The organism is Paenibacillus sp. W2I17 (genome assembly GCF_030815985.1).
Lineage (GTDB): Bacteria > Bacillota > Bacilli > Paenibacillales > Paenibacillaceae > Paenibacillus.
Genome location: NZ_JAUSXM010000001.1, coordinates 2,000,804 through 2,024,838 on the forward strand (window position 1 = coordinate 2,000,804; position 24,035 = coordinate 2,024,838).

Annotated in this window: 21 protein-coding genes; 4 read left to right on the forward strand and 17 right to left on the reverse strand. The window is 48.4% G+C overall.

The genetic code is table 11. The annotated features are described in order from the left end of the window. Positions 1-10: 10 nt before the first annotated feature. Positions 11-403, forward strand: a complete 393-nt coding sequence (locus QF041_RS08675) for a YidH family protein (protein WP_017689063.1) — start codon at positions 11-13, stop codon at positions 401-403. Between the two features lie 177 nt (positions 404-580). Here QF041_RS08675 and QF041_RS08680 read toward each other — a convergent pair whose 3' ends face one another. The 11 genes from QF041_RS08680 to QF041_RS08730 form a co-directional block, all read right to left on the reverse strand. Next, positions 581-1,186: a general stress protein gene (locus QF041_RS08680; RefSeq protein ID WP_307413593.1), complete on the reverse strand. Its 606-nt coding sequence runs from the start codon at positions 1,184-1,186 to the stop codon at positions 581-583. Between the two features lie 863 nt (positions 1,187-2,049). Continuing rightward, complete coding sequence (gene hrpB / locus QF041_RS08685) at positions 2,050-4,569, reverse strand: ATP-dependent helicase HrpB (RefSeq protein ID WP_307413595.1); 2,520 nt, start codon at positions 4,567-4,569, stop codon at positions 2,050-2,052. A 153-nt stretch (positions 4,570-4,722) separates the two neighbouring features. After that, a complete protein-coding gene (locus QF041_RS08690) occupies positions 4,723-5,529 on the reverse strand; it encodes an SDR family oxidoreductase (protein WP_017689067.1) in 807 nt (268 codons plus the stop codon). Positions 5,530-5,902: 373 nt separating this feature from the next. Beyond that, entirely contained in the window at positions 5,903-6,745 is an 843-nt protein-coding gene (locus QF041_RS08695) for a hypothetical protein (RefSeq protein ID WP_307413597.1), read from the reverse strand. 10 nt (positions 6,746-6,755) lie between these two features. Continuing rightward, positions 6,756-7,508 carry a vWA domain-containing protein gene (locus QF041_RS08700; RefSeq protein ID WP_017689069.1) on the reverse strand — a complete coding sequence of 251 codons (753 nt, stop codon included), beginning with the start codon at positions 7,506-7,508 and terminating at the stop codon, positions 6,756-6,758. 219 nt (positions 7,509-7,727) lie between these two features. After that, positions 7,728-9,782, reverse strand: a complete 2,055-nt coding sequence (locus tag QF041_RS08705) for a hypothetical protein (protein ID WP_307413599.1) — start codon at positions 9,780-9,782, stop codon at positions 7,728-7,730. A gap of 158 nt (positions 9,783-9,940) precedes the next feature. Then, complete coding sequence (locus QF041_RS08710; RefSeq protein ID WP_017689071.1) at positions 9,941-10,216, reverse strand: WXG100 family type VII secretion target; 276 nt, start codon at positions 10,214-10,216, stop codon at positions 9,941-9,943. Positions 10,217-10,401: 185 nt separating this feature from the next. After that, on the reverse strand, positions 10,402-10,950 hold the full coding sequence (locus QF041_RS08715) for a WXG100 family type VII secretion target (RefSeq protein WP_017689072.1): 549 nt from the start codon (positions 10,948-10,950) through the stop codon (positions 10,402-10,404). 6 nt (positions 10,951-10,956) lie between these two features. Further along, on the reverse strand, positions 10,957-11,787 hold the full coding sequence (locus tag QF041_RS08720; RefSeq protein WP_047842537.1) for a hypothetical protein: 831 nt from the start codon (positions 11,785-11,787) through the stop codon (positions 10,957-10,959). Positions 11,788-11,803: 16 nt separating this feature from the next. Next, entirely contained in the window at positions 11,804-15,808 is a 4,005-nt protein-coding gene (gene essC / locus QF041_RS08725; protein WP_307413601.1) for a type VII secretion protein EssC, read from the reverse strand. A gap of 54 nt (positions 15,809-15,862) precedes the next feature. Next, the gene (locus tag QF041_RS08730) at positions 15,863-16,183 is read right to left on the reverse strand and encodes a hypothetical protein (protein ID WP_221825192.1); all 321 of its coding nucleotides are present in this window, start codon (positions 16,181-16,183) and stop codon (positions 15,863-15,865) included. Positions 16,184-16,605: 422 nt separating this feature from the next. On the opposite strand from QF041_RS08730, the gene QF041_RS08735 reads away from it, so the two are divergent. Beyond that, positions 16,606-16,845: a hypothetical protein gene (locus QF041_RS08735; RefSeq protein WP_074094612.1), complete on the forward strand. Its 240-nt coding sequence runs from the start codon at positions 16,606-16,608 to the stop codon at positions 16,843-16,845. Between the two features lie 123 nt (positions 16,846-16,968). Here QF041_RS08735 and QF041_RS08740 read toward each other — a convergent pair whose 3' ends face one another. The 6 genes from QF041_RS08740 to QF041_RS08765 all read right to left on the reverse strand — a co-directional run bounded on the left by QF041_RS08740 (position 16,969) and on the right by QF041_RS08765 (position 22,212). After that, positions 16,969-17,121: a hypothetical protein gene (locus tag QF041_RS08740; protein WP_164783094.1), complete on the reverse strand. Its 153-nt coding sequence runs from the start codon at positions 17,119-17,121 to the stop codon at positions 16,969-16,971. 244 nt (positions 17,122-17,365) lie between these two features. After that, positions 17,366-18,841, reverse strand: a complete 1,476-nt coding sequence (locus QF041_RS08745) for an aldehyde dehydrogenase family protein (RefSeq protein WP_307413604.1) — start codon at positions 18,839-18,841, stop codon at positions 17,366-17,368. A 167-nt stretch (positions 18,842-19,008) separates the two neighbouring features. Continuing rightward, positions 19,009-19,548 (reverse strand): GNAT family N-acetyltransferase, encoded by a 540-nt coding sequence (locus tag QF041_RS08750; RefSeq protein ID WP_307413606.1) that lies wholly within the window; start codon positions 19,546-19,548, stop codon positions 19,009-19,011. Positions 19,549-19,661: 113 nt separating this feature from the next. Next, positions 19,662-20,000: a L,D-transpeptidase gene (locus QF041_RS08755; RefSeq protein WP_076249779.1), complete on the reverse strand. Its 339-nt coding sequence runs from the start codon at positions 19,998-20,000 to the stop codon at positions 19,662-19,664. 56 nt (positions 20,001-20,056) lie between these two features. Next, a complete protein-coding gene (rsgA, locus tag QF041_RS08760) occupies positions 20,057-21,082 on the reverse strand; it encodes a ribosome small subunit-dependent GTPase A (RefSeq protein WP_373461383.1) in 1,026 nt (341 codons plus the stop codon). Positions 21,083-21,618: 536 nt separating this feature from the next. Then, a complete protein-coding gene (locus QF041_RS08765; protein WP_307416930.1) occupies positions 21,619-22,212 on the reverse strand; it encodes a DUF2087 domain-containing protein in 594 nt (197 codons plus the stop codon). A gap of 178 nt (positions 22,213-22,390) precedes the next feature. Between QF041_RS08765 and QF041_RS08770 the strand changes: the two genes are divergently transcribed. Further along, positions 22,391-23,389, forward strand: coding sequence for a YpdA family putative bacillithiol disulfide reductase (locus tag QF041_RS08770; RefSeq protein ID WP_307413611.1), 999 nt, complete (start codon positions 22,391-22,393; stop codon positions 23,387-23,389). A gap of 5 nt (positions 23,390-23,394) precedes the next feature. Continuing rightward, positions 23,395-23,838, forward strand: a complete 444-nt coding sequence (locus QF041_RS08775) for a DUF441 domain-containing protein (protein ID WP_036609212.1) — start codon at positions 23,395-23,397, stop codon at positions 23,836-23,838. The last annotated feature ends 197 nt before the right edge of the window (positions 23,839-24,035 follow it).

A 24,035-nucleotide genomic window follows, 5' to 3' on the forward strand; every position in this document is an offset into this window, starting at 1 on the left:
ATGAACGGAGTTGATTCACATTTCTTTAACAGACAAAGATGTAACCACTACTGATTCCAAGTATGTCCAACAACATCTGGCTAACGAGCGAACTTTTCTGGCCTGGGTACGCACCGGTATTGCCATGGCGGGCATTGGCTTTCTTGCTGCCGGATTTGGTTTCAATTCATCGGCGTATGATCGGCTTGCACATATTGCGGCGATTATTACCGGTATCACTTCTCTGATTGGCGGTATATCCATCATTGTGTATTCGGCAGCAGCGTATCATCGGAAGCGTACACAAATCAATGAACAGACGTTTCAGGCATCGACCGGATTAATCCGGTTTCTTACCATGATGCTACTGGTGATTGGACTCGCTTTGGCTGTACTGTTATATGTATTGTTATTCCCTGCTTGACTGGGTAAAAACACCATCCGACATTATTGACACCCACCCATATGCAACACAGGGACAAAAGCCGGCTTCCCTTAAGGAAACCGGCTAATGACCATCTGGTGGATCATATATGTCATTCCATTTTACAGATAATAAGTCATTGTGTTTTATTTCATATCGATTAAATTCGCGGCAAGATTACAGGAATGTATTGTTACCGAATCGCGTTGCCTTGGTTTGAGCTTCCAATCTGCGTTCTTCCATATCCAGATCCGGACGTTCGGCTGGCACATCTCCGCGATGAGCTGCTTCGGCTCTGTCTCGGTTAAGCTGGCTGTTGCCACTGAACACATCGTACACATCGGAGTCCCGATCCGTAGAATCTACGAGCAGCAGGATTTTACCATTCTGTACATACTCCTCATACTGTTTAGCGTCCTCTTCCGGAATACCAAGACCCACAAGTCCACCCACCAATCCGCCAGCTCCTGCACCCACAGCTGCACCGGTAAATGCTGCTGCGATAGGGCCTGCGGCCAGAATCGGTCCTATGCCGGGTATGGCTAGTGCACCGATACCTGCGAGCAGACCGGCTACGCCACCAAGGACACCACCTGTTGCTGCACCAGCAGCCACGCCTTCAGGGGCTTTGGTACCTGTCTCTTCCCGAATGGCCTTCAGTTCATCCCGATCCTGTGTAACAACGGAGATTTCGTCTGAAGTGAATCCTTGTGCTTTCAGACCCTCGATAGCCTGCGATGCTTCACGTTCTGTATTAAACACACCTACGATTTTCTTCTGCATAGTGAATCCCTCCTCATATTATTGAGTGGTTCGCTATGTTATTACCCGTCTAAGTTTCTTTTAAACGCTAGCAAGTCAATTTACTATGTGCTGATAGCAAATAATTGCTGAGGTTCATTCCTTTTTATTCCTCATCATGGTGTGCCTTCAAACTTAGGCATGTGATACGTTGTCAGGCATGTTCTACGTTGAAGGGCGTCGGCGTCCAGAACATCTTGAAGTCCAGACTGGCTGATCCTGGCGAATTGTCCAAACGATTTTCTAAGGAACCGAGGACGTCTTATTTAGCCTTTAGGGTCCTCCTTTTATTTTGTAAGGAACATGAGACACGTTATTTACCAAAATCACCTGACAAACCCGTTGTAAATGGCTGGTTATTCAAATATAGCGTGTTTCAGATTTCTTAGATTACTGCGGACGCTTCAAATCGCTGAATAAGACGTCACAGGTTCGTTAGCGCTCCGCTCCATGTCCTGCTCCATGTTCAGCTCCAGGCACGTTCAGTTACGCTTCGGCTTCGGCAGGTTTGAAGATACGCTCTGGGGCGTGCCTTTAACCTCTAAAGAAACAGATTTTGCCGAATTCTCGTCCCATCCCGGAAGTTTTCGGCAGGCGTGCCGGGGTACGTCAAAGGAAAGTAACGCAGCATGGGACGAAAAGGATAAGTGACGTAACATGGGGCGAAAAGATAGTAAAAGATGCACTTAAGCGAGTTTTGAGACACGTCCTTGTTAAAGGTGATTCTTTAAGGCAGAGAATGATTCGATCAGCTACAAAACTGAAGGTTGTTCAGGAGAGTCTAAGCCTGATGAAGAGCCCCTTTGGGAACCCAATCGTTGATATCGAAAAACGAAGTCATCGAGCTATTTGCCCCGTGGTTTGGCCCGATTTGTGGCGACCGCTTCAAGTGGATTCTCCGGCCAGTAGTGCTTCGGATATCGACCTTTCAGATCTTTTTTGACGTCAAAGTACGTCTCTCGCCAGAAATTCGCCAAGTCTCGTGTGACCTGTACAGGTCGCTGAGCCGGTGATAATAGGTGGATGGTCAACGGGACTCGCCCACCCGCTATACGCGGTGTCTCCTGTTGTCCAAACATCTCCTGTAATCTTACCGCCAGCGCCGGGTCCTCTGGACGACTGTAGTCCACGGGAATACGAGAACCACTGGGCACCTGTATATGCGTCGGTGCTTCATCGTCCAGTTGTTGTCGTTGCGTCCAGCTCAATCCACCCAGTAATACATCCTGCATCGACAATCTCTTCAAGTCGGCTGCCGAACGCATGCCTGTCAGATAAGGGGTAAGATGTTCTGCCAACTCTTCGGTCAAATCATCTTCGATCAGGTCGGGCCACTCAGGTAGATGGAGATGCAGGAACCGCAGCCTGTCCGCAAGTTGTTTGGATGTTTTTGTCCAGGGCAGACATTCCAGCCCTTCCATTCGTATTCCGGTTAACAGTGCTTCCAGCACCTGATCTTCAGGTGGCTGTGCAATACTGCTCTCTTTAATCACAAGGGCTCCAATACGAAGTCTCTTATGTGCGCGCACGCTGCGTGTATTGGAATCCCAGGCCACTTGCACTTCATTCTGAAGCAAGTGCTGACCCGCCTGCAACAAGGTCTGCTCCTGCAGCGGCGCAGCCAGCAGGATGCGAGCATCTGCGCCCTGGTCGTCTGCCTCGGCTGCGACCAGATACGCTGAACGGCTCAGCGATTCTGTCGCTGCGAGCCGTACGCCGCGGCCGCTGCTCAGCAGATAGCGGCCGTCCTCCCGGCGTTGCCCGATCCGGTCCGGATAGACGAAGGACAGCAGCAATCCGCAGCTGTCCTCATCCGGCCGTACCGGATCGGCCGCCGGGCCGAGCGCCGAGCGCAGCTGGCGGCTCTCCTGGAGCATGCGCCGCACGGCCGCGCCGTCTGCGACAGCCGCTGCCGCTTGCGGCATGCCGCTGCTGTCCGCGGTCAGCAGCGCCTCTACGCGCGGGCGAAGGTCCGTGCCCGCGCCTGCACTGCCACTGCTGCGGAGGCCGGCAGGCTCCTGCAGCAGTGCCGCCAGCATGCTGGCGTAGCTGGCCAGCCCAAGCTCCGCTGCGCGGAGCAACATGCTGGCCAGTCGCGGATGCACGCCAAGCGTGTTCATCCGCCGCCCGAAGGGCGTGATGCGGCCTGCGTCGTCCAGGCCGCCCAGCTGGCGCAGCAGCGCCTGTGCCTGGCCGTAGGCGGCGTCAGGCGGGGTGTCCAGCCATTGCAGCTCTGCTGGGGAATGGACACCCCAGACGGCAAGCTCCAGCGCCAGCGGCGCAAGATCCGCGGAGGTGATCTCCGGGCGAGCTGCCTCAGGCAGTCCCCCATGAACCTCTTCGCTCCATAGCCGGTAACACACTCCCGGGGCAATTCGCCCTGCACGCCCCCGCCGTTGATCGGCTGACGCCTTGGACACCGGCAGGGTGACAAGCCGGCTCATACCCGTACGGGGTGAGAATGCCGAAGCACGACTCAGCCCTGCATCTACCACAATCTTAACTCCAGCGAGTGTAAGACTGGATTCCGCAATGGAGGTGGACAACACAACTTTGCGCGAACCCTCAGCCGCCGGGCGTATGGCCTCATCCTGTTGTTCCACCGGCATACTGCCATACAGGGCATGAACTTTCACATGTCCAGGAAGAGAACCATTCGATAACTCCCGCTCTGTACGGTGTATCTCTCTAGCCCCTGGAAGGAAAACAAGCACGTCCCCCTCCTGTTCAGCTAATGCCTTGTTCACCGTCTGAGCCGTGAATTGTTCCAGTGGCATGGCTGCTGGTCTCGGTACATATCGTGTTTCCACCGGAAACGTGCGTCCCGGACAATGAATTGATTTTGTACCTTCGCCAAGCAATGCACAGACGGGAACAGGATCAAGGGTCGCCGACATCACCAGCAATTTCAGATCTGGACGTAACATCGCTCGGGATTCCAATGCCAGGGCCAAGCCCAAGTCCCCATGTAGATGCCGCTCATGGAATTCATCAAATATAATCATCGCCGTATCCTCAAGACCCTGGTCCTGCTGCAACATCCGGGTCAATACGCCTTCCGTCACAACTTCAATGCGTGTCCCCTGACTCACCCGGGTATCCATGCGTACACGATATCCTACAGTCTGACCCGCCTTTTCCCCTAGAGTAGCCGCCATTCTCGATGCAGCCGAACGCGCAGCCAGCCTTCGGGGTTCCAGCATAATGATTTTCCGTCCCGCAACCCACGGCTCCTCCAGCAAAGCCAGCGGTACAACCGTCGTTTTTCCCGCCCCCGGCTCTGCAATTAACACACCTGTATCTTGATCCCGAAATAACTGTCTTAACTCAGGAATAATCTCTTGTATCGGTAACTCTATATGCATATGATCGCTCCTAATGAATGTACCCTAGTGCTCTTCAGTATCTCTATTCGAATGTTAGCATTATAACAAAAAAAGCCGTTCCAGAGGAACGACTATCGCAGACATATCCTAAGACACGACTTAAGTAAAATGGAATTTATCCAGAATGCTCACTTAGCTGAGCAATGACTCGGCACCATCAATGACGATCTCTGCTCCGGTAATATGTCTGGATTCGGACGATGCGAGGAAGCTTACCAGATCGGCAACATGTTCCGGCTGACCCGGCCCGTCCGCAAGCGGCTGCTGTCCTTCCGGGAACTCCATCGGAATAATGATCTGCTGCAGATCATCCGTTTTGACCGTACTTTGATCGATATTTGTCGCAATCGCTCCTGGGCAGATCACGTTCACACGTATCTTGAACTTCGCCAGCTCAAGCGCAGCCATCTTGGCAAAAGCAACCTGTCCTGCCTTGGACGTGCTGTACGCCGACATGCCAAAGCTAGAGAAGCGTTGATTGCCATTAATCGAACTCGTGATGATGATACTGCCGCCACCCCGTTTTTTCACGTGAGGCAATGCATATTTAATCGTGAAAAATGTACCATTCAGGTTGGTTGTAATAATCTGCTGCCAATCTTCAACCTGAATTTCCTCAATGGGTGCCGAGACACCGTTAATGCCCGCATTGGCAAAAACAATATCCAAACCGCCGAATAACTCAACGGTTTCCAGTACAGCTTTTTCCACACGTGCCGGGTCGGAAATGTCCACATCAAATGCTCTTGCCGCACCGGGGTGCAGCGCATTAATCTCTGCTTCCGTTTCCGAGATCCGATCATTCACCAGATCAAACAATGCAACATGTGCACCCTCTTTAGCCAGCTTGACCGCAGTGGCTTTCCCAATCCCGGAGCCTGCTCCGGTAATAATCGCAACCTTGCCTTGGAACCGTGACTTGCCGTTATGTTGTGTCATTATCCATTCCACTCCTTTGATTTGGCAATTATGTAAGAATGTACGTTCAAGCTCATCGTTAAAGAGGTTGTTCAAAAAGTCCGCTTTTGATTACGAAGGGTGCCTAGCGGCATCATCAGCATCTAATATGGAATTCAGCCGAAATGTCCGTTGATCACGTAGCTCTATCTACGCTCCGCTACTCCATTTCTAGCTTTATCCCATCTTCTTGGTACTGAAAACCGACCTTTTTGAACACACACTTAAAATCAATTCTTCACAAGATTACCCAAAAAGAGTGTCTTTTAAATCAACAACAACAAGTTTTTTCACCGTTGACCTACACCAACGTCACAGCAACTTCAGGATCGGTCCACAACTTTATAACTGGCACTCACCATTCCAACTCAATGAAAGCGGCATCATCTTCAAGTCCGCCGGTATGTGTAGCATCCAGCAATACCTGAATGTGTTCATCCGGGACATAGGCTTGAATGGCATCCAGGTCGTTCAGTCCATCCGTATATAACTGGAGCCGCAGCGAATCACCTGCTGAACCTTTTGTCTCATAGATGTGCGGTTTACCTCCAACGGGACCTTCGAGTGTAGACCAACGCTCATTTGTCTTGCAGTGAGTCTGAAATAATTCAGACTGTTCCTGACCATTACGCCACAGGCGAATACGGGAATCTCCTTGCCACGCAAGCCACACCCGACTTTTGCGTCCGCCTCCCGTGAGCTCGATCCGTCCACACACATACATGGCCTGACTGCCCCGACTTCGCTTTTCCATCAACACTTCACGCAGCAACAAAGGTGAACTTTCCAGTGGCTGTAATTTCTCCAATTGCTCCGATGCGGGAAGGGTTAGATCATGGAGAAGACGTTCAACACCCTCTACCGTTGTGTGTTGCGTCGTTTCCAACCAATCCAGCAGAGCATTCCCCAGAAAACGCGCTGCAAAATCGCCCAGGTAACTCATGCCTACCCCATCACACAAAACAAAATTGCAGATATTCCCCTTCATACGTACCGCAGCAAAGTCCTGTCCGGTATCTCCCTGATGTACCGTCTCAGCTGCTCTGCCATAACCATATCTGCACTTAAATGTGCCCTGATAGCGAGTTAGCGGCTGTTCCCCGGTCTGTACACTCACATAGCGAAAGTTGCCATGCCGTTGCTCGGCATGGCCCCCCTTATCTCCAACAGACAATGTTGCCAAACGCATCGCTCTCATGATTCCCCTCCTATCTCACAGGCGTAGCAGCGGACATCTGGAACCCGATTGATACCAATTCTGCACATGTACCTGGCAGCATCATGAGTGCACCGGGTGCAAGCAAATAATCAGCTTCAACAAGCATTTCCCGATAACTTTCGGGCAGGACGGATGACATATTCCGCAGCTTCTCTCCATGCTCATCCTGTAGATTCGTTTCCGAAGAGATTCCCTTCCATCTTCTGGGTTCAGCAATTGGTCCTTCAAGCAGATGATCCGATATAAAAATATTCTCCACCAACACATTGCCGTCAGGTACACTCATCCCCATGATTCTTTTTGCAATAGGTTCGGGATCTTCACCTGTGGCTACCCCATCGGTCATGTGGCATACAAGTGGCGCAGGACAATCCTGCATATTCGGAATTTCGGCCTGTAGAATCTTTTCCGCCTGCAGGAAAGCCTTCGCAGAATCTGAAAACCGTCTCGGAGTCAGATCAGGCAAAGAACCAACGGCAGCGATCTCGTCAATCCCTTTGATTCCGTTCAACAAGTCATATACATCATCGCTGTAAGCCAATATGGCTATACGATAGCGAGGTGTCAGACGATTTCCCTTTGTAGAGCGAAATACCATTTGGCGGATCGCGAGAGATAGGGCATCATAGACGACGTCAATCCGTCGACGATTTTCCAGAACCATGTTCATGGAGGCGCTAATATCAATTAAATATATAATAAGTGCAGGTGTACGCTGTGATGCTTGAATCGTGTAGTTCATCTAGGGTGAGTCACCTCCATCGTTCACGTGTTATTTTATAAGAAGTTGTTCAAAAAGTCCGCTTTTGATTACGATGGATGCCTGTAGGCATCATCAGCATCGAATATGAAATTCAGCCGAAATGTCCGTTGCTCACGTAGTTCTTCCTACGCTCCGCTACTCCATTTCTAGCTTCATCCCATCTTCTCGGTACTGAAAACCGTCCTTTTTGAACACGTATTATAAGTTGGGCAACGTGTAGCTGTTGTTGCTCAGGAATTTGTTAATGGCGCTCATTCGAGCGGCCACTTTGCCGACCCCTTTGAAATAAGCAGCATCAGTATTGTAAAGATTTTTGAAATCACGGGCATACGATTCCGCATTTTCAATTTTTCTGCCTTTTTGCGCATTATACGTTTTATTGTAATGAGCAATCAGCGTGACCACATTCTCGGCACGTTTTTTCTTGAGCGCAGCTGCCTGAGCGATCTCCTGCTGACGCTTTACTTCAGCTGCTGCCTTGCGCTCCGCTTCCTGTTTTGCAAGCTTGGCATCATTCTCTTTTTTCCAGACCAGATAAGCTTCATATTTTGCTTGTTTATCGTACTTCTCCTGCTGGGCTCTCTTAGCGGCTTCTTTCTTCTGCTGCTCCTGCTTCACCAGATAGGCCTCATATTTCGCCTGTTTGTCGTATTTGGCCTGTAACGCTTTACGTTCTTCTTCTTTTTTCTTTGCTTCAGCTTCCTTCAACTTGGCTTCAGTGAGCTTTTTCTTTTCCTCTGCGGCCTTTTGCTTCTCTTGCTCTTGCTGCTGTTTGAGCGCAGCTGCCTTTGCTGCTTCAGCCTCTTCCGCAGCTTTGATATCTGCCAGTCGTGTGGCTTCCTGCTGTTCTTTCTGTTTCACCTCTGCCTGATCGGCTAGTATTTTGACCGTTGGCACGCCACCTGCCAGCAATACAATAAGCACAGCGGAGGAAATCATGAACTTTTTGGATCTGTAGAATGGCACAGGTACAGGCTTGTCTGTGTCTTCTTTTGGATTAAGCTTTGCATCCAGTTCCTTAATTGCAGCCTCGACTTCCATCTGCATCGCGCTGTTATGAGGAATAAAATGATAAAGCGAGCGGTACACTTCCAGTGCTGCAGCCGGTTTATCTTCATCCTCCAGGGCTCTTGCTTGCAGGAACAGACGGTTCACAACCGCTTCCTGATCGGGAGAGTGCGGCGTTTGGGAACGGTTCCCGTCTTGCGTATTCACCGATTCACTTACTGATTCTGAGCTCTTTTTCAGATTCACATCAGCTTCGGACGGATTGGCAGCTTCTTCTTCCGATGTCGCAGCAGCCGCCGCATTGGCCTGATCCACGTTTACCGCGGCCAATGCAACATACCACTCACCAAACGTCGGACAGCTGCTCAGATCGTGACTTTCCCAAGCTCGAATAAACAGATCGGACAGTTTGGAACCCCAACGCTTCTCAAGGGACTCCCGCATCGCATAATACCGTTCACTCACCGTTTGCATTTCATGCTGATCAAAATAACTTTCGCCCCACGCTTTCTCTACAATCACAGGGTCGGACCAACTTAACATCTCAGCAATGATAACAGCTCCGGCAAATCGGTCAGCATATGAACTCCACAAACCGCTGTGCACTGTTCGATGGGCTGCATAACCGGGTGACCCGGCAAGCAGGGCATCCGGACGATCCATCTTGGAACCGTACATCTGCTCGACATCCACAAGTTCTACCGCAGACGTCTTCCCCAGGTTCTCCACTTCGGAAAAAAACGGAATCATTACATTGGGAGCGGACATATCGCAATGAGCCAGTCCACGTTGTTCCATAGCCGAACCCGTTCCAGCAAGCGCTCTAGCCAGCTTCAGGCTCTCCTCAGCCGTCAACTGTCTCTGATCACTGATCACATCGAACCAGGTCTGACCTTGCACCCATGGCATCAACACCGCATATAACAGATCGGGATGTTTTCCAATGAGCGCTCCGTTTCTTTCCGGAGTGAGCACATCACGCTTGCATACCTGCAAACCTGGCAGTTCACTATAAGACTCCATATGTTCAGACTGATATACCATAGCCGGAATACGGAATTTAGGAAAAAAGACTTTTAGTGCTTTGGCCCCATGAATGGAACCATTACGGGGTATCAACTGATAAACAATCCCCTGCCTTCCGGCTTGGGCATAAGCCAGACCCGGCGCAGCCGGATGTTGCCCAATCGTATAGGCAATGTCGTTAATCACCACTTCATCCCCGGGATTTGGTTGAAAAGACATGCTTATCCCTCTCTCTGTCCTAGTGTCATAGTTGCAACAAAAACCGGGTGTTGTGAAAACGCCCGGTTTTTGCTGTAGTTGTACATCTTCAGCTTGCTATCCACCTATAATTCAGGACGAATTCAGACTTCACATCGGCCTGATCTATGTAAAGCAGATTAACGAGCTTGGTCAGCTGTACGGAATTTGTTAGCAATAGCTGTAAGTTCAGCGCTGATGCTGTTCAGCGTTTGAACGAATGATTGCATTTGTTTGCTAGCTTCTTGGAACTCTTGGAAGAAGCGTTGCTTTGTCATACCTTCCCATTGTCCTTCCATGCTTGTGATGGATTGAGTCAATGTAGATACGATTTGCTGACTTTGCTCACCGCTTTGTTTAAATTGGTTGGAAACCTGATCAAGCTGCTCTGGGGTAACTAAAATACGTCCTGCCATTTGTAATTCCTCCTTGGTTTGTGCAATTAAATTTTTACTTGTTCAAATTGTACTATACCAGGATCGATCGGACAAAAGCCGAAGGACCTACTCCTATTTACCCCATTTTCAGTACTTGAAACTTCTCCTAACAGCCTATTTACAAAAAAAGATTCACTTTCTGCTGTTAATTTCATTTACCCTGTTCAGGAAACCACAGGCTCGGTCCCTCTTCTTCCCCGAAAGGAAGGATCTGTGAATCTCCATGCTACAGGCTCAGGCTGCATAGCCTGCACCAGTGTAGCCGGGGAGCCATCAGGCGGAGCGGCATCCTGTACACGATATACGGCCGCCATTGCGGAAAGGGGATCGGATACTACAGCTACAGTTGCAGAATGTGCAGGCATGATTTCTCCTGTACGATTGTTCTGAAGAACATTCAGCATATTGACCGCATTACCATAGGCTGTGTTCACATGACTCAGCACGGAACGATACTCCATGTCTGCCTGCTGGAATAACAACGCTTTGCGTCCCAGCTGTACGCTTAAGTCCATTAATCGACGCAGCGCATCCTCGCCCAGTCGTTTACTGTGATTCCATTCATTCATCACCGCTGCGCGGGATTCAACCTCCCACTCCAGCGAATGAATCGCCTGATCCAACACTGTCATCTTTTGCTGTATTTGCTCCGCTGCATACTGAATCTGCTTGCTCAGTGCCCGAAGCACATCCGGTTCCACACGAATGCGCATTTACCATCACCTTTCCTCTTCCCCTGCAGGCTGTTTAAGCCAGTCCAGCAGCATCTCGTGAAACTGTTCTCTAGTCGTTAGTGCTGCAACAAGCCAATCATCTGAAGCCGCAGTGCTCATCCGGAACAACCAGTTGGATACCGCACTTGCAGCAAATGCTGCCGACTGCGACTTCCACCCGTCTTCATTCCATACAAGCAACCTGAGCTCCCCGTCTGACTCCTTACCCACCAGACAGCGTGCCAGTGCAAGTGAGCCCTCAGGATCACTTGTCTCCTGTTCGAGTTCCGCTGCTACGGTCTGTACTCCGCTGTTTTCGAGCTCATTCATGACATCATAAAATTTTTTCTTGGAGCACATTAGGGCCGGTTTCTCCGCAGGAGAATGGCCGCTCCATTTCATCCGCTCTATCAGAACATCGATGGCTTCACGAACACTTCCCAGATCGCTGAGCCGGAACGAGTCCGGTACGTCGTCAACACGGGAAACTTCAACGACCCGCTCATCCGTGCAATGTATATAACTCTCATACGACTTGCCGTTGATCGTGTAGCGAATCCAACAAGCTCTGTCGGACAATCCGGCAATGGCTACCCTGGAGAAAACGGTCGGTGTCATGATCAGCTCATCGGTATCCTGATCCCGAATCAGATATCCTTTGTCAAGCAAGGAGGTTTTGACACGCTCCCACTCCATCGCGATATCCTCAGCCATATAGCCGCGAAACGGATCTTCCACACCAAGCAGTCGGTCTGAACCGAGAATACCAGCCAGGAAAAAAAGTTCCTTTGTTTGCAACGTGACTACCTTTTGCTTAGAATCATGAACCGTCAACATTATGAGCCACCTCCCCTCAAACTACAACATGCCATCGGTCACGAATTTCAGAAATCCAATCGGTCATTTTCCAGCTGTCATCACATGGAACTGCACCTTTAACCCTGGAATATTTACGTTTTACATAATAACCTTGACCCGGAGGCAGTACCTTCAGCCCACCTGAACTACCTCCAGATTCGGAATAAGGTATACGGAAGAACGAGAGATCGTTAGGGTCTAAAGTCCCGAACAGCATTCCACTCTGGGAAGCCTTCACATCTGTTACCCAGTCAGAACCAAAGGTTGGGAAGTCTGCCGGAACCCCGGATAGAATCACGTGTACACCGCGATCCCTTCCTTGACGAACAATCGCTCCCAATTGATCTTTTACATTAAAATCGTTTAACTGCTTGGACAAGGTGTCCGCATCATCGATGACGAGCACAAGTTCCGGTCCACCGGAAATCTCGCCTCTTTTCAGAACTTCATCGTACAACTGTTGAATCACAGGTGCAAGCTGTTCTTCTCGCGACACATGTCCACGGACATGGGGCAAACTGCTGATTTCCCCCAACCCACCTGAGCCATAACGCATATCTACTGTGTATATTTGTACATCTTCCGGAGAAGCATGATAAGCCAGTGATAACATCCATGTCAATAAAAATGTCGTTTTGCCGCCTTCCATCGGACTCGTTACCATGAAATGCGGACCTTCACGCAGATTAAGCTCGAATGGTTCCAGATCATCCGTAAGCAGTCCCACAGGGACAGTTACAGACGATGTATCCCAAGCCTGACCATATGATCCTGTCCGAATGAACAGATCTTTCAGTTTGATCTCTTCCGGAAGTGGAGCAATCTGCGGCGCTTCTTCCCCTGTCCAGCCTTGGCGAATCTCAGCAATCGTACGGCGCAGTGCCGATGAACGCTTGCCCTCATCTGCCCCTGAAGAAGGTAATGCCGCCTGGAACATTAATGGAGGCACTTGCCCTTTGACCAGACCTCTTCCTGGCGGAAGTTGGCTTGGTGCCTTGGAAGGTCTCCCCACGGCATAATAATAATCACTTGGATCGGATAACTCAAATGAAACCGCATTGGGAATATTACTTCTGAATTTTTCAAATACATCGGTTACCCGATTCGCAGTAAGCACAAAGGTGATACCCAGACTTCCGCCTTCACGCAGGATCGTCTCCAGAAGTTCATTTTCTTCCGGATAGGCATTGCGGAATGAAAGATAACCATCAATAACGACCACAACCTGCGGGACTGCCGCGTGAGCTGAACGGCGGTACGCCGAAATCGTTTTAACACCCGCCTCCGAGATGATATCTTTGCGTTGTGCTGACAGCTTGAGAATATAGCGGAATAACCGCTTGATCCGGTCTTCCTCTTCAGCCATCATCACGCCACCGATCTGAGGTAGTGCTGCAAAGTCCTTCATCATGCGGCCCATATCGATAATGTAACCATGCCAAGGCTCCGTTCTATGGGAACGTGCCAGAGACATAAGCAAGGTCTGAACAAATGTTGTTTTGCCCAGTCCTGGCATGCCGTACACGACCAGATGTCCTTGATCCACAGGCAATGCGAGCGGTTGTTGGCGCTGATTCGGGAGATCATCCAGCAAACCAACCAGTGGTTTCAGACCATTCGCCCCGCCATCAAGCAGCAGATCCCGATTTTCTTCTTCCTGCCAGTCCTGAAGACCTTCCCATTCCAGTGTCTCTGGTAAAGGTGGCAACCATGGTCCTGGCAAACGACGGATACCCGCATCCGCTGCAGACTGCGCAACATAATCAATAAATACCTGAAGCTGTTTCGGAACATCTTCACCTTTGAGAACGGCTCTGCGCTCTCCAGTTAACAGAGGCTCCCGCTTACCATTCAGGCGCACTTCCATAACAGGCAATACCGTTGTTGAATCCTCCTGCTGGTTATAAGGTGCACCACTCCAGGCGAATTGCATTTCTTCAAACACTTCATCACTACCAACCTGGAAATATCCACGACCAGGCTTTGTAATCCAGGCAGCATTTGGAATCTTGATCATATCCCTGCTATCTCCCTCACTCTGTACGCGAAGGCAGATCCGAAAACGGGAATTACTCCATATTTTATCGTCTACAACACCAGCTGGCTTTTGGGTTGCCAGAATTAGATGAACCCCAAGTGTCCGGCCAATGGCCGCGATACTGATCAATTCATCCATGAACTCCGGCTGGTCCCGCTTCAATTGAGCAAACTCGTCAATGATAATAACCAGATGTGGAAGTGGCTGTTCATGTCTGGAACGCAGAATCTTGTAATATTCATCAATATGCTGGAGGTTTCCCGCATCATTTAATATTTTTTGCCTTCTGACCAGTTCGGCACGAAGTGAGATATTCGCCCGCTCGATCAGATTCCCATCCAGATTGGTGATCGTCCCTACCACATGAGGCAGATCAACAAATGTATTGGACATACCGCCACCTTTATAATCAATCAGCATGAAGGCCAGATCATGTGGATGGAATTCAGCCGCGAGTGAAGCTACGATGGACTGGATGACTTCACTTTTACCTGAACCGGTTGTACCTGCAATCAGACCATGGGGACCATGACCCTGACGTTCAATTTTGTCATGCAGGTTTATCGCAATTTTTTTGCCGCCAGCTCGTACACCCATTGGTACGGGCAGCGTATCAGGATATCTCGTCTGTCCCCACCTGGACACCACATCGAGATCTTCCACGCGTGATGTGCTCAGCATATCAAATAACGGGAGCACTTGCGGGATATCCGAAGCAGATGAACGTTTTAACCGGATCGGTGACATATAACGGGAAAGCGCCTCTGCCATCTCTTTAGAGATCACATCAGGCTTGTACGTTTGTTGAATAACATCTGCATCTTCCGTTTTTTTGATATACACCCCTTTGCCTTTGGAGGCATCCATAATCAACTGGCAATGCATCGGTAGAGACTCTTTGCGATTTGCCAGTATGATGGTGCATACATCAATCTCGTGAGCCGACTCCAGCAGCAGCGGAAGCAACGGTTCTTCTTCAATCAATTGCGTATCGGAGAGAATCACAACGTAACACGGCGTTTGCACGCTTTTCTTGTAACGGTCTTCCTTATTGTTACGACGCCGGTTCAACACGGAAAACAAGCTGTCCGCCAATTGATGCGCACCGCTGTGCCTGTCGGCCATATAGCGTTGTCCTTGGTCTTCATCCCAGATATGGGGCATCCAGCGAAGCCAGTCCCATTCCTTGCTGTCCTTCTCTTCATAGAAAGCAGCAAGCTTCAGTTCATCCGGGGAATGGCGTACCGTCAGTTGTGAGATGATGACTCGCAGGGAAGCAAGCACTTCCTCCCGATCACCGACAAGTCCCATAACCTTCGATTGGAACAAAGGCAATGTAATGGAAGCATCCGGTACCGTCTGGAATTCAGCCGCAAGTTCATGGGCCGCTTCAATCAGCTCATCCTTCTCGTAACCATCAATCCGCGGAACCTGAAGTTTGATGCGGAATGGAATCTCTCCCGTACCAATGCGTACCTGAAGGAAATCATCATCCTCCGGTGAACGCTCCCACAAGGAACTGTTCCGGTTCTTCACCACTTGAAGACACACACCCGGATCACCATGAATTTCGTACAGGCTCTTCACTTGCTCCGCCTGAGCTTCCTTCAGTTCTTCCCGGTGTTTGTCCAGTTGGGCAAGATACATTGTTTTTCGTTCTTCCAATTTTTTGCGATATGATTTCTTGTTGCTCAGATACACGAAGAATGGAATGGTGTAAGAAGTAAGCATCATCATGACCGTCATCATCTGAAACATCATATAATTGCTGTTGCCCATTTTGCCGGTCATATTGATATATACGTAGAAACCAATGCTGACCATGGTCATCATGATCGGCACAATAATGGATATCATGGAAAACGTGGGTTTGCTCGGTTCTGTTGGAGGCCTGAGTACTTCGAGTCTCTCTTCCTTGAGAACCGGTGTCATTCTTGGAGAACGCTGATATAACACATTCACGAAGAGAAGACCTCCTTTAGTTCGTTCAATAATGAATGTATACGTTCAAAAGCCCTATTTGTTGCTGTCCTGCTGAAACAATGAACGTCTTCCATATACAGGCGCTTCTTCTGAAGTCGTTGAAAATGCCCGCTGGACACGTACGCAACTGCCTTGCCGCAACCCGGTTTCCATTAACTGCTGCGCGTTCTGTGGAGAGAACCACAGACCTTCCGGGAACTTGGCCTCAAGGATGTACTGAATGCCGTCGCCCGGTGCCTGTCCAAAAATGCGAACGCCGAGTAATGTCTTCAAATGTTCGATGGTACATTCGTCCGGAACATCGATGTCGAACCATTCTCCTTCCTCGCGGCCGGAATACACGGTTAGAATCATCCGAATCCCTCCCATGGTCTCATATGTAAATTGTCCTAATGTCAGATTAAATCAAAAAAAAGAGAATGAATCGTTATATCAACCCTATTTTCTTACATAAACACCCTGTTTGCAATGTACCACCTGTAATTTTGTTACATATGACCCACGTATATATTAAAATATCGTACATTCGACTCAGAACTTTCGTGGCAGTTATGCAATTAAATATTGCGAGGATACGAAAATTATCGTTTTTTGTTCCATTTAAATGGTAATTAAGTTACGTATTTCAGGACTTTTATTCCTTCGCTCACAATTGAATTGTGAACACTTTTCAAACATTACCCACCTTTATGTTTTCATAAGCTGATTTTAAGGTAATTTTAAGCATTGGAATTTAATATTAGCTGTATGAAATAACAACCGTGAGGTGATTTCAAGTGAGAACCCTAATAACCTTTCAAAACAAATCAATCCCTGTATATTTTAATCAAGAAAACAAACAACCTATGCAGAAGACATTAAGATTGCTTAGCAGTGCTCTTGAGCATAAAATTAGCAACGGTAAACGCGCCATTCAAAAATGTCTGCATTCTTTAATTAGTATTGAGATTGTTAATGGAGAAGCCATTCTCCACAGTCGAAGTGAAAACGACTCCCTTGCTTTATCCTTATATTAAAAGGAGTCAACCAAGACACAGTCAGTACAAGACATGAAAAAGGAAGCTGTCGTTATAGACAAGCTTCCTTTTTTGAGTTGTATACACGTTAACAGCGGATTGCAAACTATTATCAGCCATCACTCAGTGCAGTTTGCTCAGGACATAGGCGGCATCATGTTCTTCCGCAATCTCGGCTTTACGAATACGAATGACAAACAGCCGAACCAAATTGGCACGTGTATGTTCTTCCTGACAGGTATTCAGTTTCCTCAGAATAAAGCGGTCAATGGACATGAATTTAAGCCCCTTTGCCATTGGATTTACGGATCGATTCTTCCGTGTATCCATAAATAACCAGATAGCGTCAGCCCCAAACAGCTTTTCCACTCTTATATTAAGCCGTATTTTGCCGAGGTGTAAAATTGTGCAAAAAGCCCGTCCCACCAAGCTGGAGACGGACTTCCGCATGATTTGTCGATCTTTTTGTAACCCGCTCTAATCATTCATAAATGCCCCTGCTAGTTCACTCTTTTTCGACTTATTTCACTCCCGGATATTCCCGATATTGGTGCTGAATGCTGATCCAACGCGTACGTGTAAACTTCTCAATGGCCCAATCCCCACCGAAACGTCCAATCCCTGAAGCTTTTTCACCGCCAAACATCACATGCGCTTCATCGTTCACAGACTGATCATTTACATGCACCATACCCGATTCAATGCGCTGGGCAACCTGATATCCTCGATTCAGATCTTGGGTGAATACGGAACCACTAAGTCCATAAGGAGTATCATTCGCCAAACGTACAGCTTCCTGCTCATCATGAGCCTTCATAATCACTGCCACCGGGCCAAACAATTCCTGCTGCACGATATCCTGTTCAGGTTTAACATCGGCAAGTACAGTAGGAGACAGCACACTGCCTTTACTGGTCCCCCCGAGCAATAACCGTGCACCTTCGGCCTTGGTTTTGTTCACAAGCTCCAGCAATCGTTCTACCTCTTTTTCCCGAATGAGAGGGCCAACCAGTGTTTTGGCATCCGCCGGATCACCTGCCTGAACATTCTTCGTCTTGGCTACAAATGAATCGACGAACTTATCGTAAATATCGGCATGCACAATGATACGATTCAGCGCCATGCAGATCTGTCCCTGATGCAGAAACTTGCCAAAGACCGCCGCTTCGGCAGCACGTTCAATGTCCGCATCTTCCAGCACAACCATGGCGTTGTTGCCGCCTAGTTCCAGTGCCGTTTCTTTTAAATGTTCACCCGCCAGTTTACCGATCCCTTGTCCAACTTCTGTGGAACCCGTGAATGAAATTACTTTGGGAACCGGATGAGCGACAAAGTAATCCCCGATCTCGCTGCCACTTCCGGCAACGACATTCAGCACGCCCACAGGCAGACCAGCCTGTTCAAACAAATCGGCAATGAGCCAACCTGCCGTAATCGGAGTGTCTGATGCTGGTTTAATCACCACACCATTACCAAGGGCAATCGCTGGAGCTACAGATCGCAGGCATAGATGCAAAGGGAAGTTCCATGGCCCGATAACACCAATCACTCCCTTCGGCTCTCGAACCACACGGTTCTCTTTGCCAGGGGTATTGGACGGAATAATCTCACCCTTCATGCGATAAGGAAAAGATGCTGCTTCGTCAACAATGCGTTTAGCCGCTGCAAACTCCGCCTCCGATTTGATTCGGGTACTCCCGGATTCCGTGATCAACAGTTGAATGATCTCCTCTTTTCGCTCCGCCATCAGGGATGAAACTTTACGCAATACCTCTTCTTTCGCAGCAGGTAATGACTTCGCCCATTCAATCGAATTTTTCTGAGCTGACTCATAAGCCTTATCTATGTCTTCCTTATTGGAAGAGCGCCATGTGGCAATAACTTCTCCCGTATAAGGATTGATATTCTCCATTGTTTTCTCACCGGAGCCATCTACCCAGCTGCCATTAATATATTGTTTCGTCCATGTTGTATGTTCAGTGTCCATTAAAGTCATGTGAATACGCCTCCTGATCAAGATTGAATGTCACACCTGCACAACGGTGTAATACATCATTAACCTTGTTCAGAATTACGCAAACGTGAAGACCTGAATTAGCTCTTCCATTCCTTAAGCTTAAGGAAACAACACAATCCACAGTATTTTGCCGCCCTGTAAGTCTTTCATCTGTCAGGCAGGCTCTTCTCTCCAAAGAGGCTCAAGTCTTCCCATCCGTAGCCAACTTCGATCAGATCTTGACCACCAATGCGGAGGGACTGTGTCTGGACTGGAGTGCCTCCCATCTTTTCATAGAAGCGACAAGCTGAATTACGCTCCAAAGCCCATATGATCAAACGTTTCATATTGTGGGTCTGCAGATGATGAACGACATGTGTCGCCAGTTGCTGACCTATCCCCGTTTGTTGCACTTCCTTCAGCAAATATATGGCGTACAACTCTCCATCATAAGGTAATTTTCCTTCACGCTCCTTACCCCCACAAGCAAATCCGACAATGTTCCCATCATCCTGTTCAGCTACCACCAGGATCTGATCCTTTTCGCCAGAACGAATGGTCTTCTCCCACTGGGGCAATCTTGATTCTATAGTCAAATGATCCAAAAAATCGTCAGGCACAATTCCCCGATACGTTGTTTTCCAACTCTCTGTATGTACATGGGCTATTCCTTGCGCATCCCCTTCCCGCGCCCGCCTGATCAGCATAGCTATCACTCACTTTCTCTCGTAACTGCCTTAGATTTACCATATTATATGTTCTTCTTTATATAATTCCAAATTCATCCACTGAACTACCTCTTATAAAGTAAAATCCGGCCCTACGGCCGGATCGTTACCCTCGTGCCTACAGATACCTTGGAAGACAAATCCAGTACATCCGAGTTGTACATGCGTATGCAACCATGGGAGACGGATTTGCCAATAGACCAGGGCTCATTGGTTCCGTGTATGCCATAATGGGGAGCAGACAGCCCCATCCAGAACACGCCAAATGGCCCACCTGGATTCGATTGTTTGTTAATAATAGTGAACTCCCCGTTTGGAGTCTGCGTGAGCATCTTGCCGGTGGCCACAGGATAGCCCTTAATCACCTGATTGCCGTCCAGAAGATATAACATGTGGTCAGACAGATCTACAATAATCCTGTAATCTGGCATAATGACATCCCTCCTGACCTATCTTATGCAAGATACCGGATGATGCCCGCCTGATTTCAGGCTTCCTCCCACTCTTTCATACTACGGGAGTGCTTGGGTTTGCGACTATTGGCCGGTTTGCTGGAAGCGGTACGTCTTCTGGATGCCACTTCTTCCTTGCGCTGCTGATATTGCAATTCCTTCTGCATTTTCAGATAATTATTCAGTCTTTTTTCATCCAATGAACCATCCTGTATGGCCTCTTTCACTGCACATCCAGCTTCCCGTGTATGACTGCAATCCAGAAATCTGCACGTAGCGGCAAGTTCTTCAATTTCTCCAAACGCCTGCGACAGCCCATCATTGCCCTCATCCCAAAGATTAAGCTCACGCATTCCCGGAGTATCGATCAATACGGCTCCCTGAGGAAGTACAAACATCTCCCGGTGTGTTGTCGTATGTCTCCCACGGCTGTCTCCCTCGCGGACGGATTGAGTAAACTGCACATCCTCACCCATCATCCAGTTCACCAGCGTAGACTTGCCACTGCCAGAAGATCCTGTGAGCGCAACAGTCAGCCCTGGCTGCAAATATCGTTCCAGTAAGGATTTCCCTTGACCCTCCACTGCAGATATCGCAAGCACTTCAACGCCTGGAGCAATTCCTTCTACACTTCGGATCTGTTCTTCCACATTGCTGCACAGATCACTTTTGCTCAAGACAATGACCGGCCTTACGCCACCATTCCAAGCCATCATCACGTACCTTTCGAGTCGTCTAAGATTGAAATCATGATTAAGTGCAGCCACGATTAACAGTGTATCTACGTTTGCGGCGATTAATTGTTCCTTGGTCACTGGACCTGCCGCCTGTCTCGATACCCTGCTCCGACGGGGCACCAGATTGTGAATAATTGCTTCTTCACCTGCCTGACCTGTAATTGCCACCCAATCTCCAACCGCTGGTACCAAGCTGGTCTCCAGACTATCATGACGCATTCGGCCCGAAATTCTTCCCCAGCATTCGCCCTCTTCTGTAATCAAACGTTGCAGATGTCCATGGTCTGCGATAATTCTGGCTGGCTTTTTCTCCTGCTCTTCCATCCCTGTCTCTTGCCACAGTTCCTGCCACTTTGCAGACCAGCCGTACTTCTTAATATGGTTATCTAAAATAAAAATTCCTCCCAAAATAAGTTGTTTGTTTACTTCGTTCAAGCCGAGTGAACAATCATCTCCGGTTCAGATCAAAACAAAAAACCACGAGTAGAAATACACCCGCGGCAATAAGTAATTAGCCGAACCAAAGATCATCCTACTCGTAGATATACCGGATAGAACACTTAACCATCCGCTATAAACAATTCAGGAACACCCTTTTATCGACAAACAAAAAAGCCACGGGTGCGTCACCCGTGGCTTCATCTGAGCATGCGATACTTCACGTTACAATGGATACTGCTATCCAGCTAACGCAAAATTACATGCTTTGATCCGTTCCGGAGACGCTGTTCATATTCAAATTAACGTATACTGCATTTAAGTTTGTCATAAACAATCGCCTCCCTTGTAGAATTATCCATTATGTTACACACTGAGCTTTGCAGTTGTCAAGCCCAAACTATTTTTACCACCAGCCTACTCTATTTAACCTGATCCCAGCGTGTCCACATCTCCTTCGGATTCAATTCATAGATCTCCTCTTCCCGATACATGAACTGATGCATGATAAATTCCCGCCGAATCGTGGCAAAGTCTTCATGGTATTGCTTTATAAATGTATTGATTTCTTTCTCCGTATACTTCCGACCAAATTCAAGCTGCTCGACCAGATGACCAAGTACAATCAGTTTTTTCTTGTATTGAGCCGGAATTTGACGCAGTCGTCCATCTTTGGAGAAAAAATTTCTCATGACCGACGCTTTCAATGTTTCGTTCACATCACTCATATCCGGAACCTCCTCTCGATTAAAGATAAAATCAACCGAAGCCTGTGCATTCTCGCGGATAAACGAAGGATTGAGTGTGAAATACACTGTATTTTTCTCCCGTCGTTCCTTAATCAGCGCCGCCTCTCTCAGCTTCGATGCATGATGTGTCACGGTTGGCTGTGACAGATTCAGCCGCTCGGCAAGTGCCTGTCCGTGCAGTTCACCCTGTGCCAACAACAGCAGCATGCGAAGCCGGGTCGGGTCAGCCAACGCTTTATGATAAGCCACAATTTTCTCCAGCTGCATCATCGTTCATCTCGCTTTCGATTAGATATATATCTAATTTGATATTATTCTTTTCTTCTCTACACGTCAACTCCTTTGGTTTCAAGTAAGCTTGTCTAATTAAACTCCACGCTTGAACTGGCATTGGTTCGTTATTTACGGTAGGATTATATTGCTTGAAATAAGGAGGATTAAGAACATGGAAGATGTCATTATTATCGGCGGAGGCCCATGCGGTCTGTCTGCTGCCATTGAATGTGAGCGGCTGGGACTGTCCGCTGTGATCGTTGAGAAATACAATATCGTTCAATCTATTTATCTGTATCCAACCCATATGCAGTTTTTCAGCACAGCCCCGCTGCTTGAGATCGGAAACGTTCCGTTCAGCACACCTAATGATAAACCGTTTCGTTATGAAGCACTTGCCTATTATCGCAGGGTAGCTGAACATTTTGGTCTGCGTGTTCATAACTATGAGGAAGCCCGTGAAATTAAAAGCAAGGATGATGGTACGTTTGAGGTACATACGCTCAATCGCCGCGGGGAGGCCATCGTACATGTTGGACGCAATGTAGTTGTAGCTACCGGTTATTTTGACCATCCTAACTATCTGGGCATCCCTGGAGAAGATAAAGATAAAGTAACTCACTACTTCCGGGAAGCCCACCCGTATACCCGTACACGTGTCGCCATTATTGGCGGAAGCAACTCAGCCGTGGATGCAGCCATGGAACTGGTTCGGGTCGGAGCACATATTGATATGGTTTATCGCGGAAGTGGTCTGTCCCAGCATATTAAACCATGGGTACGCCCGCTATTCGAGAGCATGGTGACAAAAGGTCGTATCACACTCCACCTGGAATCACGCGTGAATGAAATACTGGATGATTCGATTCGTCTGATACACACGGATGGTTCCACTCGGGAACTGGATAATGACTTCGTACTGGCAATGACCGGTTTCCGACCAGATCGTCAACTACTCACGTCGGTAGGTGTGGAGATGTCTGATGATATGGATAAACCTCTATATGATGCACAAACGATGGAAAGCAGCGTACCTGGTGTATATGTGGGCGGAGTCATCGCTTCTGGTCGTAATGCCAATGAAGTCTTTATTGAATCCGGACGCTGGCATGGACGGTACATTGCAGAACATATCGTTAGCAAACAACGTGGACAGACTGAAGGGAAATGAAAACAATGGATATGACTTCCCTGCTGTTGCTCGTATTTGCAGCTCTCGGGATTATCAGCAGCAACACACCTGTGACCGTAGCGATGGTATTTCTGTTGTTGCTACGAGTCCTGAACCTGAATCAGGCATTTCCATGGCTTGAAAAATACGGACTTACACTGGGCATTATTATTCTGACCATTGGCGTGATGGCACCTCTTGCCAGTGGCAAGATGAGTCTGCAGACGATCGGCGAGTCTTTCCTGCACTGGAAATCACTACTCGCCATTGGCGTAGGATTACTAGTGGCATATCTCGGAGGACGTGGCGCTACGTTGATGGGTACACAGCCAACTGTCGTAGCAGGGCTGTTAATCGGAACGGTACTTGGGGTTGCCCTGTTCAAGGGTGTACCTGTGGGGCCATTGATTGCGGCGGGAATTTTATCATTGCTACTGGGCAAATCCTGATTCAAGTTGTGAAGGTTGTGACATGACATGCTATGCAGATTGGCTGTATTTCCCACCGTTGTGTGATATACTTCTATTCATGCAAATTATGTACACGAGTCTACAACAGAATAATCCACATTAGAGGTTGTTCAAAAAGTCCGCTTTTGATTACGAAGGATGCCAAGAGGCATCATCAGCATCGAATATGGAATTCA